12 protein-coding genes are annotated in these 14,590 nt (G+C 66.4%); 3 read left to right on the top strand and 9 right to left on the bottom strand.

Features of this window, described 5'->3' with window-relative positions; all coding sequences use genetic code 11:
- Positions 1 to 31: 31 nt before the first annotated feature.
- The 6 genes from B4394_RS19495 to pafA all read right to left on the bottom strand — a co-directional run bounded on the left by B4394_RS19495 (position 32) and on the right by pafA (position 7,529).
- A complete protein-coding gene (locus tag B4394_RS19495) occupies positions 32 to 2,785 on the bottom strand; it encodes a DEAD/DEAH box helicase (RefSeq protein ID WP_078316001.1) in 2,754 nt (917 codons plus the stop codon).
- Positions 2,782 to 3,654 (bottom strand): twin-arginine translocase subunit TatC, encoded by an 873-nt coding sequence (gene tatC / locus B4394_RS19490; RefSeq protein WP_078316000.1) that lies wholly within the window; start codon positions 3,652 to 3,654, stop codon positions 2,782 to 2,784. The genes B4394_RS19495 and tatC overlap by 4 nt, the downstream gene beginning before the upstream one ends.
- A 112-nt stretch (positions 3,655 to 3,766) precedes the next feature.
- Positions 3,767 to 4,033 carry a Sec-independent protein translocase subunit TatA gene (gene tatA, locus B4394_RS19485; protein WP_176138342.1) on the bottom strand — a complete coding sequence of 89 codons (267 nt, stop codon included), beginning with the start codon at positions 4,031 to 4,033 and terminating at the stop codon, positions 3,767 to 3,769.
- Positions 4,034 to 4,092: 59 nt separating this feature from the next.
- The gene (locus B4394_RS19480) at positions 4,093 to 5,073 is read right to left on the bottom strand and encodes a helix-turn-helix transcriptional regulator (RefSeq protein ID WP_078311713.1); all 981 of its coding nucleotides are present in this window, start codon (positions 5,071 to 5,073) and stop codon (positions 4,093 to 4,095) included.
- Positions 5,070 to 6,062: a helix-turn-helix transcriptional regulator gene (locus B4394_RS19475; protein WP_078315998.1), complete on the bottom strand. Its 993-nt coding sequence runs from the start codon at positions 6,060 to 6,062 to the stop codon at positions 5,070 to 5,072. Before B4394_RS19475 ends, B4394_RS19480 begins: the two co-directional genes overlap by 4 nt.
- Before the next feature lie 108 nt (positions 6,063 to 6,170).
- A complete protein-coding gene (pafA, locus tag B4394_RS19470) occupies positions 6,171 to 7,529 on the bottom strand; it encodes a Pup--protein ligase (RefSeq protein WP_109556025.1) in 1,359 nt (452 codons plus the stop codon).
- Positions 7,530 to 7,695: 166 nt separating this feature from the next.
- Between pafA and B4394_RS19465 the strand changes: the two genes are divergently transcribed.
- The 3 genes from B4394_RS19465 to B4394_RS19455 all read left to right on the top strand — a co-directional run bounded on the left by B4394_RS19465 (position 7,696) and on the right by B4394_RS19455 (position 11,807).
- On the top strand, positions 7,696 to 8,940 hold the full coding sequence (locus tag B4394_RS19465; RefSeq protein ID WP_078311716.1) for a glycosyltransferase: 1,245 nt from the start codon (positions 7,696 to 7,698) through the stop codon (positions 8,938 to 8,940).
- 27 nt (positions 8,941 to 8,967) lie between these two features.
- Positions 8,968 to 10,443, top strand: coding sequence for an amidase (locus B4394_RS19460; protein ID WP_078311717.1), 1,476 nt, complete (start codon positions 8,968 to 8,970; stop codon positions 10,441 to 10,443).
- A gap of 143 nt (positions 10,444 to 10,586) precedes the next feature.
- Positions 10,587 to 11,807, top strand: a complete 1,221-nt coding sequence (locus tag B4394_RS19455) for an ankyrin repeat domain-containing protein (protein ID WP_078315997.1) — start codon at positions 10,587 to 10,589, stop codon at positions 11,805 to 11,807.
- Here B4394_RS19455 and B4394_RS19450 read toward each other — a convergent pair.
- The 3 genes from B4394_RS19450 to B4394_RS19440 are packed head-to-tail and all read right to left on the bottom strand — an operon-like array spanning position 11,804 to position 14,488.
- Positions 11,804 to 12,613: an ABC transporter ATP-binding protein gene (locus B4394_RS19450; RefSeq protein WP_078315996.1), complete on the bottom strand. Its 810-nt coding sequence runs from the start codon at positions 12,611 to 12,613 to the stop codon at positions 11,804 to 11,806. The two genes, B4394_RS19455 and B4394_RS19450, sit on opposite strands and share 4 nt — an antisense overlap.
- Positions 12,597 to 13,625: a taurine ABC transporter substrate-binding protein gene (locus B4394_RS19445; RefSeq protein ID WP_078311720.1), complete on the bottom strand. Its 1,029-nt coding sequence runs from the start codon at positions 13,623 to 13,625 to the stop codon at positions 12,597 to 12,599. Before B4394_RS19445 ends, B4394_RS19450 begins: the two co-directional genes overlap by 17 nt.
- Entirely contained in the window at positions 13,622 to 14,488 is an 867-nt protein-coding gene (locus tag B4394_RS19440; protein WP_078315995.1) for an ABC transporter permease, read from the bottom strand. The genes B4394_RS19445 and B4394_RS19440 overlap by 4 nt, the downstream gene beginning before the upstream one ends.
- Positions 14,489 to 14,590: the final 102 nt, after the last annotated feature.

The raw sequence follows: 14,590 nt of genomic DNA, 5'->3' as shown, positions 1-14,590 counted from the left end.
GCTGACGCTCCACCTTAGCGTTTGCTCGACCTTATGTGCCATCAACGGCGACGACGCCACGCCGCACGTCGCCGACCGCGGCCCGTGCCACCGAGCGCACCTCGGCGTCGGGCGCGGCCTTGTTGATCTGGTCGAGCAGATCAACCACTTGCCGGCACCACCGCACGAAATCACCTGCCGGCAGTGCGGTACCCGTATCGCCGGCGGCCTCCAGCGACGCCGCCAGATCCCCGGTCGTCGCCCACCGGTACACCGCCGCGACGAAGCCCTCGTCGACCTCGCGAGTGGGCGAAAGCTGATGCTGCTGTTCATCGCGGCGCAGCCGGGCCAGTGCCCGGTGGGTCTCGGCAAGTGCCGCCCGCAGCGCAGCCGTGGGCGCCTCGCCCGTCGCCGACACCGCGTCACCCCGCGACTCGTACAGCACGGCGGATGCCACGGCGGCCAGCTCCGCGGGTTTGAGCCCTGCCCACAGCCCGCGCCGCAGACATTCGGCCACCAGCAGGTCGCTTTCGCTGTAGATACGGGCCAGCAGCATGCCGTCGTCGGTGACCTTCATCCCGAGCTCGGCGCTGTCCTCGACGTACCCGCGTTCGGTGAGCAGCGCCAGGATCCGGTCAAAAGTGCGCGCGAGTGAATTGGTCGCGGCCGACACCTTCTTCTGCAGTTGGGCGTTATCGCGTTCGATGCGCAGATAGCGCTCTGCTGTACGCGCCAGCTCCTCGCGGTTGGGGGCGCGATGCACCGGGTGCTGCCTGATCTCATGACGTAATCGTTCGACCTCGACGCCAAGATCCGAGCCGTCGGCGTCGGTACCGTTCTTGCGGCCCTTCACCGGTTGCGGCCTGCGGACGCGGCCCTCGTCGAGTGCTGAGCGCAGCGCCGACGCCACATCACGCCGCACCTTGGGCTGACGATGCTCGACGCGCTTGGGCAGTGCGATGGATCCGAGCGGTTCAGCGCCTGCCGTGTAATCCGCCGCCGAAATCCGCCCGGCCCAACGGTGTTCGGTCAAGACCAACGGCCGGGGGTCATCGTTGTCGTTGGCCGGCTCCAGCACCACGGCCACACCGTTGCGACGGCCATGGGGAATCGCGATGACATCACCCCGCTTGAGCGCGGCCAGGGCATCATTGGCCGCGCCACGACGTTCGAGCCGCGACGCGCGTGCGGCGGCGCGCTCACGCTCGGCGAGGTTGCCACGTAACCGGACGTACTGCAGAACCGAACCATCATGTCCGTCAAGCTCATTGGCGATCTCGTCGAGCATCTTCTGACCACGTTCGATGCCGCGCACCAATCCCACCACCGAGCGGTCTGCCTGGAACTGCGCGAAGGATCGCTCCAGCAGTTCGCGTGCCGGACCCGGGCCCATGCGGTGCACCAGATTGATCGTCATGTTGTACGACGGCGCAAAGGAGCTGCGCAGCGGGAAGGTGCGGGTAGACGCCAGTCCCGCGATCTCGCTGGGCTCCACCTCGGGTGTCCACAACACGACGGCGTGTCCCTCGACGTCGATGCCGCGCCGGCCCGCACGCCCGGTCAGCTGGGTGTACTCGCCGGGAGTCAACGCCGCGTGCTGCTCTCCGTTGAACTTGACCAACCGCTCCAGCACGACCGTGCGCGCGGGCATGTTGATGCCCAATGCCAGTGTCTCGGTGGCGAACACCGCCTTCACCAGCCCCTTGGTGAACAGCTCCTCGACGGTGTGCCGGAACACGGGCAGCATGCCCGCATGGTGAGCGGCGATACCGCGCAGCAGCCCCTCCCGCCACTGCCAGTACCCGAGCACGTCCAGGTCGCCCTCGGGCAGCCCCTCGGTGCGGCGATCGATGACGGAGACGATCTCCCGCCGCTCCTCCTCGGTGGTCAAGCGCAACCGGGACCGAAGGCATTGCGCCACAGCGCCATCGCAGCCGGCGCGCGAGAAGATGAACGTAATCGCGGGAAGCAGCCCATCCTCATCGAGCCGGGTGATGACTTCGGGTCGCGACGGCGGACGATAGAGGGTGGGCGGCCTCCCCGAACGCTGGTTCGGCCCGCCCTGGTGCGGCCGCCGGTGTGGGCGGTCGAAGTCCGCGAAGCGATCCGCCTGGCGCCGTTGGGCTATGTAGCGCGTGAGCTCCGGATCGACGTCGGTTTTCTTACCGTCGTAATCGAACAGGTCGAACAGCCGCCGCCCGACTATGACGTGCTGCCACAGCGGAACCGGCCGGGTCTCGTCGACCACCACAGCGGTATCTCCGCGGACCGTCTTGATCCAGCCGCCGAATTCCTCGGCGTTGCTCACCGTGGCCGACAGACTGGCCAAAGCGACATCCTCGGGCAGGTGCAGGATCACCTCTTCCCAGACCGCACCGCGGAACCGGTCGGCCAGGAAGTGCACCTCATCCATCACGACATACGAAAGACCATGCAGCGCTGGAGAATCTGCGTACAGCATGTTGCGCAGCACCTCGGTAGTCATCACCACCACCGGGGCATCGGAGTTGATCGACGAGTCTCCGGTGAGCAAGCCGACCTTCTCCGGCCCGTACACCGAGACCAGGTCGTTGTACTTCTGGTTGCTCAGCGCCTTGATCGGGGTGGTGTAGAAGCACTTGCGCCCGGCAGCCAGGGCCAGGTGTACCGCGAATTCTCCGACGATGGTCTTACCCGCGCCGGTGGGCGCGCAGACCAGCACGCCGTGTCCGTTCTCCAGCGCGGTACACGCGCGGACCTGGAACGGATCGAGAGCGAAACTCAGCCCTTGGGAGAACGCACTCAGTTCGGTTCCGATGCTGGTCACTTGCCCATGTTGTCAAACCGCTCGGGGGGACCGATCGGTTCGGGCGCGGCAATGGCCTCGGGCGCGTCCAGCGCGGAGGCCTCGTCATCGCTGAGTTCCTGCGCGGCCTCCCGCCTGGCCTTGCGCCTGTCGTGCACCCGGGCCACCTGAATGGAGAACTCCAGCAGCAGGGTCAGCGCGAGCCCCAGTGCCGTCATCGAGAACGGGTCGGATCCCGGCGTCGCGAAGGCCGCGAAGACGAACAGGCCGAAGATGATGCCGCGGCGCCAATTCTTGAGCTTGGCGTAGGAGATGATTCCGACAAAGTTCAGCATGACGAGCAGCAGCGGGAACTCGAAGCTGACACCGAACACCAGCAACAGGTTGATCAGGAAGCTGAAGTACTCGTCACCCTTGAGCCCGGTGACCTGAACATCGCTGCCCACCGTCAAGAGGAAGTGCAGGGCCTTGGCCAGCACCAGGTAGGCCAACAGCGCGCCGGCGATGAACAGCACTGCGGCCGCGGCGACGAAGATGAACGCGAACTTGCGTTCGTTGCGGTACAGGCCAGGAGTGATGAACCGCCAGATCTGGTACAGCCACACCGGGCAGGCCAGCACCACGCCGGCCGTCAGGCCCACCTTGAGGCGCAGCATGAACTGCTCGAAGGGTGCGGTGGCCAACAGCCGACAAGCCCCGTCCGCGCTGAGATTGGCGCGAGCGCTCGCCGGAAGCGAGCAGTACGGCTCACGCAGCCATTCACCGAGGCTCTCGATGCCGAGCATTGTGTGCTCGTACCAGAGGAAACCGATGATGGTGGTCAGCAGGACCGCCGCCACCGAGATCAGCAGGCGGGTGCGCAGCTCCTGCAGATGCTCGATGAGCGACATGGTGCCATCGGGATTTTTGGGTTGCCTGGATTTTCGCCGCAGCCCAAGAGCACCCAGGACCTTATTCATGAACGCATGACCTATCCGGCCGGCCTATCGCGGCGGAACGCGGCTAGGCAGTGGGCTTGTGACCGGGAGTCGATTCGATCGGGGGTGCTTCCACCGCGGTAGCCGGAGGCACTTGCTGCTGCTCCACGGCTTGTGGGGTGTCGGACGCCTTCGCAGAATTTCCCTCGTTTTGCAGTTCTTTGACTTCGGACTTGAAGATCCGCAGCGACTTACCCAGCGAACGCGCGAGATCCGGCAGCTTCTTGGCTCCGAAGAGCAGCGCGAACACCACAATTACGATCACCCAGTGCATGGGTTGCAGACCGCCCAACGTGGTCACCTCCTCTGGCGTCGTGTCTGCCCTGAATGCTACCCCAGGGCTGGTTGCGGTCAGCTGGCCTGATACGCCGCCAGCGCCACCGCCGCATCAGCGCGTACCCGCCGCGCCAACGACTCCGGTGCCAGCACCCGGATCGCCGATCCGAACCCGAGGATCAGCCGCGCCATCCAGTCCTCGGAGGCGTAGGTCATGGCGGCCTCCACCGATCCGTCGGCATGCTGGGCACCGGTGGGCCGCATCGGGAAGTAATCGAAAACCCAGGACGCACTCGGGCCGACCAGCACCGTGGCCGCGGGAAGCGCCGGATCCGCCTCGAACAGACCGGTGTCGGTGGCCGTCTGGACCGCGGGAGCGGGGGGCGCCGCGCGCTGGTCGAGGACCTCGGCCTGTTCGATCCTGTCGAACCGGAACAACCGCACACCCTCCGATGCGCGACACCACGCCTCCAGGTAGCTGTGGTCCCCCACCACTGCGATCCGAATGGGATCGACTATCCGCTCCGACAACGCGTCTCGCGATGCCGAGTAGTACTCGATGCGCAGCGCCTTGCGGTGACGCACGGCTGAACGCACCGCGGAGACCGCCTCGGACTCCACGGGAGTCCCCGGTAAACCAACCGACTCGGTGTTTGATTCTCTTCGCCCCAGCGACTCGTCCCCGGCCCCGGCCGCATCCTCGATCTTGGCGATAGCACTGCGCGCGGCCTCCGGGTCGACGGTGCCGGGCATGTCCAGCAGGGCGCGCAGGGCGACCAGCAGTGCCGTGGCCTCCGGCGAGGTGAGGCGCAGTGGACGGTCGATACCGGCCGAGAACGTGACCTCGATGCTCTCCTCGGAGAAGGAGAGATCGATCAGATCGCCGGGACCGTAACCGGGCAGGCCACACATCCACAGCTGGTTCAGATCGGCCATCAGCTGTTTGGTCGTGACGCCCAGGTCCGCGGCGGCATCGGCGGCGCTGATGCCCGGATTCGCCTGGAAGTACGGAACCATGTTCAGAAGCCGGGTCAGGCGATTCGACAGCTCGGTCATGCCGTGACTCCTGCGTGCTCCTGAAGACGAGTGATGACCTCATCGCGCACCTGTGCCGGCTCCAACGCGACCGCATCGGCGCCGTGCGAGGCGATCGAGCGAACCAGGCGGTCGGGTGAGGCCACCTCGATCTCGACCACATCCCCGTCGCGCTCTCCGCGCCGCTGTGGTTCGACGACAGCACCCATCCGGCGCAGCTCCTGGGCGCGTCCTTCGGCGATCCACACTCGCGCGGTGATCCGCACCGGGCCGTCGCCGACAGCCCTGGCCACGATGGCGCGCAGGTCCACCCCTTCGGGGCGCCGTACCGTTCCCGGTTTCTCGAGCATCGTGACGTCCTCCCCGATGCGGGAGAGCCGGAAAGTGCGGGTGGCGTCCCGGTCCCGGTCATGTCCGACGAGGTACCAGCGCCCGCGATCGGTGATCACGCCCCAGGGCTCGACGGTGCGCGTGACATATGGCTCGGCGCGCGAGGGCCGGTGACTGAATTGCACAGCCTGACCGGAGTCGATGGCGGACAGCAGGATCCGTAGCACCGATTCCGATCCACGGCCGCCGGGCATGGCTGTAGGTGCCAATACCGAAACGTTCTCGCCGGCAAGGTCGACGTCCACCCCCGCCGCGCGCAGCTTCATCAGCGCGCCCTGCGCGGCGGTGACCAACTCGGGTGACTGCCACAGCTGGGTGGCAACCGCGACGGCCGCGGACTCGTCCGCGGTGAGGGTGATATCGGGCAGCTCGTAGGCGTCGCGGCGGATGCGATACCCCTCGGTGGCGTCGAAGGACGACACCTTCCCCGTCTCCAGCGGGATGCCCAGATCGCGCAGCTCGTTCTTATCGCGCTCGAACATGCGGCTGAAGGCCTCGTCGCTCGGCGAATCCGAGTAACCCGCCACCGACGTACGGATGCGTTCGGCGGTGACATAGGTACGGGTGGACAGCAGGCAGATCACCAGGTTCATCAACCGCTCGACTTTGGAGATCGCCACGGCGGAAAGCTTAGAGGACTATGGCGTGTTTCCTGCCAGCACTTTAGGGGGTGTTGCGAAAGTTTGTTCGACGGTCGACGGAAGCATCACGATCGCAGCGGAATCCCGCTACATGCTGGCGATGAGCCGTTCCACCCGCTCGTCGACGGACCGGAACGGGTCCTTGCACAACACCGTGCGCTGCGCCTGGTCGTTGAGCTTGAGGTGCACCCAGTCGACGGTGAAATCGCGGCCGGCCTCCTGAGCGGCAGTGATGAAATCGCCGCGGAGCTTGGCCCGGGTGGTCTGCGGCGGCTGATCGACGGCTGCCTTGATCTCCTCGTCAGTGGTGACCCGGGCGGCCAACCCCTTGCGCTGCAACAGGTCGAACACACCCCGTCCGCGCTTGATGTCGTGATAGGCCAGGTCCAGCTGGGCAATCTTCGGATCGGACAGCTCCATGTTGTAGCGGTCCTGATAGCGCTGGAACAGTTTGCGCTTGATCACCCAGTCGATCTCGGTGTCGACCTTCGAGAAGTCCTGGGCCTCAACAGCATCCAGCGTACGGCCCCAGAGCTCCACGACCTGCTCCACCTGCGCGTTCGGCTCGCGGGTATTCAGATGCTCGACGGCGCGGGCGTGGTACTCGCGCTGGATGTCCAGGGCACTGGCCTGACGTCCCCCGGCGAGCCGGACGGGGCGGCGGCCCGTGAGGTCATGGCTGACCTCACGGATGGCTCGGATCGGGTTATCCAGCGAGAAGTCCCGGAAGGCGACGCCACTTTCGATCATCTCCAGCACCAGCGCGGCGGTGCCGACCTTGAGCATGGTGGTCGACTCAGACATGTTGGAGTCGCCGACGATGACGTGCAGGCGCCGGTACTTCTCGGCGTCCGCGTGTGGCTCATCGCGCGTGTTGATGATGGGACGACTGCGAGTGGTCGCCGAGGAGACGCCTTCCCAAATGTGTTCAGCACGTTGCGACAAGCAGAAGGTCGCCGCCTTGGGGGTTTGCAGTATCTTGCCGGCGCCACAGATCAGCTGGCGGGTCACCAGGAACGGCAGCAACACATCGGAAATCCGGGAGAACTCCCCCGCCCGCACGATGAGGTAGTTCTCATGGCAGCCGTAGGAGTTACCGGCCGAGTCGGTGTTGTTCTTGAACAGGTAGATGTCGCCGCCGATGCCCTCATCAGACAGGCGCTGCTCGGCGTCGATGAGCAGGTCCTCCAGAACGCGTTCGCCGGCACGGTCGTGGGTGACCAGCTGCACCAGGCTGTCGCATTCGGCGGTGGCGTATTCGGGGTGGCTGCCCACATCGAGGTAGAGCCGTGCGCCATTGCGCAGGAACACGTTGGAACTGCGCCCCCAGGACACCACGCGACGGAATAGATAGCGGGCAACCTCGTCCGGGCTCAGCCGCCGGTGGCCGTGAAAAGTGCACGTGACGCCGAACTCGGTCTCGATCCCCATAATTCGACGCTGCACAGCATCGAGCGTACTGGGTGAGGCCATCGGTGGCGGGGAGGCTGGCCTTTCTCAGGGCCTTCTGTCTGGGTATCTCAGCAGCACGACCGGCGATCCGATACGGTTCGGTTCGGGTTGGGCCCGGTTTCCGCACGCCGTACTGGCACACAACGACAAGGTTTCGACGATGCATATTGCGCTGTTCACCGATCTTCATCCCGAGAGCCTGGGCGGGGCGCAGATCTCGGTGGCCCGGCAGCGTCACGGTCTGGAGCGGCTGGGGCACAAGGTGACGGTGTTCACCGCACCCCTGGCCCACACCGTCGACCCCGACCCGAACGTCGTCGAGGTCAAGCCCGTGCCGTTCGTGGCGGAGGCGATGCGCAAGCTCGGCAAGCACGACGACTTCACCTTCGTATGGCCGGGAACCGCGAACAGGGAGCTGATCGACCGGGAGCTTCGCGCCCGCGGACCCATCGACATCATCCACAGCCAGGGCGACCTGGGAGTGTGCATCGCCGGTGTGGAAGCCGCCCGCCGCAACGGCATCCCGGTGGTGCAGACCAAGCACACCCGCTACGACGTCTACTTCGAGAAGGCCAGCCCCAACCCGCTGCTGCTGGCGTGGATCTTCAGCCAGATGCAGGAGCGCCACCTGCCCAGGGATTTCCACCTGACGACGGTGCCGGAGTCCGCCGCATCGCGGCGGGCATGGCAGCTGATGATGGCTCAGGCGCAGGCCGTGGACCACGAGATCACCCCGACGACGCACTTCGCCCAGGCCCTCACCGACCGCGGTCTGCGTCGGCCCATCTCGGTGGTCTCGAACGGTGTCGACGACGAGCTGGTGGACATCGCCCGGGAGGCCGCCGACGACAAGCCGACCGACGATGAGCCGCTGCGGCTGATCTGGTGCGGACGCCTCTCCCCGGAGAAGCGGGTGCTGGAGGCCGTGAAGGCCGCCACCCAGGTCAAGAACTGCGTCATGGACATCTACGGCGACGGTCACCTCGAACATGCCATCAAGAAGTACGTCGACTCGCACGGAGCCTCCAACCGGATCCGGTTGCGCGGGCGGGTCAGCCAGGACAGCTGCCTGGCGGCGATGGGAGCCAGCAGCGCCCTGTTGTTCACGTCCTACGGTTTCGACACTCAGGGACTGGTTCTGCTGGAAGCAATTTCGATGTCGACGCCCGTAATTTTCTGCGACGAGATCCTCGGCGAATCGGTGCCCGACGGCGGTGGCCTGGTGACGAAGAACGAGTCCGTCGAGGCGATCGCCGCGGCCATCCGCTCGCTGGCCGATGACCGCGGCAAACTGCGACAGATGACCGAAGTTGTCGCCGCGCACCAGGACGAGCCACGTCAGTCGCTGCAGACCGAGAAGATCGTCGCCATCTACAACGATGTGCTGAAGAAGGCCAACGCCTGATCCTCTGAAGCCGCATAGGCTGGCCGGGTGGATTTCTCCGAATACCGCCAACACGACGCCACCGGCCTCGCGGAGCTGGTCGCCACCAAGCAGGTCAGTCCTGCCGAGCTACTCGCCGCCGCGCGCGCCCGGTCGGCAGCGGTCAACCCTGACATCGGTGCCATCGTCCGAACCATCCCCGAGGCCGACGCGCAGGTCGCCGGTGAGCTGACCGGACCGTTCGCCGGAGTGCCCTTTCTCATCAAGGACCTTGGCCAGGACTACAAGGGCCACCCGACCTCCGGGGGGTGCCGGGCGTTGTCCACCCGCCCCGCCCCGGAACACTCCACCATCGTGCAGCGCTGGCTCGACGCCGGTCTTGTCATCTTCGGTAAGACCAATACCCCCGAATTCGGGTCGAAGGGCATCACCGAGCCGGAACTCTTTGGGCCAAGCCGTAATCCGTGGGATCTGAGCCGCACCCCGGGTGGATCCTCGGGTGGTTCTGCCGCTGCCGTGGCCGCGGGAATCGTGCCGGTGGCCGGTGCCAGTGATGGGGGCGGGTCGATCCGCATCCCCGCGGGATGCTGTGGCCTGGTGGGTCTCAAGCCCGGTCGCGGTATCACTCCGATGGGTCCGGGTGCCGGTGAGCCCATGCACGGTGCGGCGGTCAGCGGCACGGTCTCGCGCACCGTCCGCGATACCGCCGCCATGCTCGACATCATCTCCGGCCCCGAGCCCACATCGCCGTATCTTCCGGCGATGCCCGAGGATTCGTATGCCTCGCAAGTGGGCCGGGATCCCGGCAAGCTGCGGATCGGGGTGCGCATCCCCACCGTCATCACCCCGAATCCCGATCCCGCCGCGGTGGCCGCCGTCGAGGCCGCGGTGCGCCTCCTGACTCACCTGGGCCATGAGGTCGAAGAGGTGAGCGCCCCCTACGACGACGGGCAGCTCGCCCGCGACTTCCTGCTGACCTGGTTTGTGCACGCCGCCTACGAGGTGGACGACACCAAGAAGCTGACCGGGGCGGGCGACGAGGGGTTCGAGCGCGACACCCTGCTCATCGCCGCTCTGGGCCGCGCCACCAGCGGCCCCGATTACGTTGCGGCCGTGGAACGCCGACACAACTACGTACGGGAACTGGCGACCTTCTTCGGCGACTACGACCTGCTGCTCACACCCACACTCGCCAAGACTCCGCCGCGGATCGGCGAGTTCAATCTCCCGGCGCCGCTGGCGGCGGTATCCGATCTACTGCTGCGCACCAAGACTGCCCGCGTGCTCAAGTACGCGAACATCGTCGACAGCATGATCAACGACAATCTCGGCTGGGTCCCGTACACCCAGTTGGCGAATCTCACTGGGCGCCCGGCGATTTCATTGCCGTTGTATCAGACCCCGAAGGGCCTGCCGCTCGGCGTGCAGTTTGTCGCGCCATTGGGCGGTGAATCGCTGCTCATCCGGCTGGCCGCTCAGCTCGAGGCAACCGAGCCGTGGGCACACCGTCGCCCCGCGCTCTAGCGCGGTAATGTGGGTGCCGGGCGTGCAGGAGCGCCCGGTGTCCGCCCGAAGAGGCTCAGCCTCCCTGCCGTCTTTGACGTGGTTTAGCCGACCTCTTCTCACACCCGGTCTCGCGGACATCGGGTTCACGAGAGGAGGCCGTCATGGCCAGCACCCTTCCCACCAATCCGTCACTCGATCGCATCCGCGATGACGCGCGCGAACTTCAGCGCGCGGTGCGCACCGCGGATCCCGAAGCGATCGGCATGGTGCGTCAGCACCACCCACGTTCCGATATCGCCTTGGCGGGTGACCGATTCGCGCTGCACGATGCCCAGTTGACGGTCGCCCGCCGCTACGGTTTTACCGGCTGGCCCGCGCTCGTGCACTATGTGGAGCTTGCCGCCGGGCTCAGCACCGATCCGAGCGCGGTCGATGAACCGGACCTCTGCGCGGCCGACCGGTTCTGCGCCCTGGCCTCGTTGCGGTACGACGAGGACGACGAACCGCCGCGCTGGCAGGCAGCGGCCGATCTGGTGGCTGCCGATCCCGCACTGGTGGATCGGCATGTGTGGGCTGCCGCGTCCGCCGCGGATCCGGTCGCGCTCGCACGTCATCTGGCGGCGCAACCGGCACTGGCGACCACGAGCGGCGGTCCGTACGGCTGGTCCCCGCTGATGTACCTGTGCTACGGACGGGCACCGCTGGGCCGCACTGAGGCCGACACGCTGGCGGCCGCGCACCTTCTTCTCGACGGCGGAGCCGACCCGAATTCGGGGTATCTGTGGCGCGGACTATCCACCCCGTTCACCGCCCTGACGGGCGTGTTCGGCGAGGGTGAGCAGGGGCCCGGTCGTCAGCCCCGCCACCCCTTCGCCGAGGCACTGGCCACCGTGCTGCTGCAGCGGGGTGCACATCCGGTGGACCAGCAGACCCTTTACAACCGGATGTTCCGTCCCGACGACTCGCATCTGGAGCTGCTGTTCTCCCACGGGTTGGCCGACGCCGGCACGAGCCCATGGGAGCGTCGACTGGGCGAGGCGATGGAGACCCGCGAGCAGATGTGGCGGCGGCAGGTCGACTGGGCCGCCCAGCACGGGTTCACCGATCGCCTGGAGCTGCTCGTCCGGCACGGAATCGATACCGCGGGCGCCACTCTCGTGACGGCCTCCTTCCCCACCGACGTCAATGCCCGCGACAACGAAGGTGCGACACCGCTGCACCAGGCGGCCTGGGCCGGTGATCTGGTGCTGATCCGCCGGCTTCTGGAGGCCGGGGCTGATCGCGCGGTGACTGATACCCGCTTCGGATCAACACCACTGCAATGGGCAGAGCACGCGTACCAGACTGAGGCCGCAGCATTGCTGCGCGAGCACACGGGCTAGGCGGCCGCGGCTTTCACGGCCTTGCCCACCTCGGTGCGCAGTTCGGCGTACTCGGGAGACCGGCGTAGATCATCCGGGTCGATGCCGGTTCTGGGCAGGTTCACCGGGATATCCAGGGCCACTTGGCCAGGACGGCGGGTCAGCACCACGATGCGCGATCCGAGGAACGCGGCCTCGTCGGCACTGTGTGTGACGAACACCGTCGTGCGGCCCGACTCGGCACTGACCTGACGAACATCCTCTTGGAGGCGTTCCCGGGTGAGGGCGTCAAGCGCCGCGAAGGGCTCGTCGAGCAGAAACAGCGGAGTCTCCGCGGCGAGCGCACGAGCGATGGCCACCCGCTGCTGCTGGCCGCCGCTGATCTCCCAGATACGCCGCCCCGCAGTACCTTCCAGCCCAACGCGGGCAAGCAGCTGGTCCCGACGTTGCGCCCATCGCTCCCGGGGCACCTTTGCGTACTTCAGGGCGAGCTCGACATTTCCCCCGACCGTGCGCCAGGGAAACAAACGCGGCTGCTGGAACACGACCCCTGAGGTGACGCCGGGTGTGGGTGCGTCGCCGGCCACCTGCACGGCACCTTCGCTGGGCGACTCGAATCCGGCCAAGAGCCGCAGCAGGGTGCTCTTACCGCACCCTGAAGCCCCGACCAGCACGAGAAAAGTCCCCGGATCGACGGTCAGGTCCACCGGGCCCAGCGCTGTCGTCCGGGCCGCACCATTGCCGTACCGGTGGGTGACACCGCTGATCCGGATGGATCCGGTGCTCCGTTCCTCGGCAGCGGCTTCCACATCATCGACTAATGACACCGGGCAGACCCTTCGTGTAGACAGCATTCTCGAACGTCGAAAGCGGCGCCGCAGTGGGGATCTGCTTTTGCTCGGCCAGGAACTGCGACGCGCTCTGCAGATCCACGGCGATATGGCCCGGCTTTCCGTCCTCACCAAGCCATTTCGGTGAGACAATCTCGCCGGGAGTGAGGTAGATCCCCTGTTTGAGCTGGCCAGCCACCTCCTGCGGAGTGAGCCCGTTCTCCGCCGCGATCGCCTTGGCGGCGGTGCTCGGGTCGTCGTGGATGAGTCTCAGCGCCCTCGCCTGCTGCTGGCGCCAGACATCGACAACCTCCGGGTGTGCGTCGGAGAACGCGTTGGCCACGGCGGCGAGGTCCAGGGTGGGCTTGCTCCCCTGGGCCAACTGCCGGCTGGTAATCAGGTCTCTGCCGTTTTTGCGCACCTGGTCCACCGTGGGCAGCCAGGTGTAGACGGCATCCACATCGCCGCGATCGAAGGCGGCCAGCGCGGCCTGTGGCTGCAGGTCCACCAGCTGAACATCCTTGGCCGACAGTCCGTTCTGCGCCAACGCGGCCAACAGGCTGTAATGCGCGGTGGAGGCGAAGGGCGTACCCACCCGCTTGCCCTTGAGACCGGCGATCGTCGTGACACCACTGCGATTGCTGGCCACCAGCGCCTCGTTGTCCCCCGCGACATCGAGGACGAACGCCACGCGGTACGGGATGTTCAACGGGGCCGACAACCCGCGCGCGAATGGACTCGAACCCAGGGATCCGAAGTCCAGTTCCCTGGCGATGAACGCGGTGTTGACATCGGCACCCGAGTCAAATCGTGTCCACTTGATGTTGTATTCGGGCAAAGCCGTTTCCAGCCAACGATTTTGCTTGACGACAAGGTCACCGCTGGGGAAGTTCTGATAGCCGATCCGGATGGTCGGCTTGCCATCCTGCAGGCCGGAGTGGTCGATGGCGCACCCGGACAGCACCCCGAACGCCACCAGCAGTGCCGCCGCGATTGCGCCCGGTCTCATACCTTTCCCCTCCACGGCACCGCACGGCGCTCCACTGCGCGCAACGCCGCGTCGATCACCAGTCCCGAAATGCCGATCGAGAAGATTCCGACGAGCACGACCGGGGTGTTGTTGTAGTTACGCGCGTCTTTCACCAGGCCGCCGATGCCGGGTATGCCGTTGAACAATTCGGCGGCGACCACCGAGGAATAGGCCATACCCACCGCCAGGCGCACCCCGGTGAATGTCTCGGGCAGCGCCGAGGGGATGACGACGTCGCGGACTACCTGCCAGCGGGTGGCGCCCAGGGCGCGGGCGGCCTCCACCAGCCCTACCGGTGCCGCGACCACGGCGGCCGTGGTGGCGACCGCGGCGGGCGGTAGCGCCGCCAACGCCAGCAGCGTGATCTTGGGGGCCTCGTCGATACCCAGCCAGATGACCAACAGGAAGAAGTAGGCCAGCGGAGGCAGCGTGCGCAGGAAGGTCAGCCAGGGTTCCAGGACACTGCGCACCCAGCCGACCGATCCCATGACCAGGCCCAGCAGCACGCCGCCGGTGACACCGATGAGCACACCGAAAAGCAAGCGGCGCAGCGTCATATACAGGTGCTCGGCCAGTAGATAGCCGCCGTACCCATGGACGCCGTCGTGGTTGGTGGAGACCTCGATGAATGCGTTCCAGACGGTGCTCGGATACGGCACAAAGGTCTGGTTCCAGATACCGCTTGCCGCTGCTAGCTGCCAGATGCCGACGAAGGCGACCACCGACAACAGCGGCAACGCGGCATTAGTGAGGCGACGGCGCCATTGCGACGGGCGTGCGGCGGCTTCCTTCGATGCGACGGGCGATTCTTCGGGAGGAACGATGTCAACGAATACAGACACTATGCAGACAGCTTTCTGTGGCTAGGCGCTACGTGACGGCGTCAGGCGACAGCAGCTATCAGCAGAGGGTGTCGAAGGCACCCGGTATTGATACCGGCGCAA

This window comes from Mycobacterium sp. D16Q16 (genome assembly GCF_002013745.1).
Classification (GTDB): Bacteria; Actinomycetota; Actinomycetes; order Mycobacteriales; family Mycobacteriaceae; genus Mycobacterium.
Note: the sequence above shows the minus strand (reverse complement) of the source record. Positions and strands in the feature narration are given on the sequence as shown.

What these genes read in the sequence shown, in the direction of transcription:
- B4394_RS19455 (WP_078315997.1), top strand. Translation starts at nt 10,587, where the DNA reads ATGGCCAGCACCCTTCCCACCAATCCGTCACTCGATCGCATCCGCGAT.
- B4394_RS19445 (WP_078311720.1), bottom strand. Translation starts at nt 13,625, where the DNA reads ATGAGACCGGGCGCAATCGCGGCGGCACTGCTGGTGGCGTTCGGGGTG.
- B4394_RS19480 (WP_078311713.1), bottom strand. Translation starts at nt 5,073, where the DNA reads ATGACCGAGCTGTCGAATCGCCTGACCCGGCTTCTGAACATGGTTCCG.
- tatC (WP_078316000.1), bottom strand. Translation starts at nt 3,654, where the DNA reads ATGTCGCTCATCGAGCATCTGCAGGAGCTGCGCACCCGCCTGCTGATC.
- B4394_RS19465 (WP_078311716.1), top strand. Translation starts at nt 7,696, where the DNA reads ATGCATATTGCGCTGTTCACCGATCTTCATCCCGAGAGCCTGGGCGGG.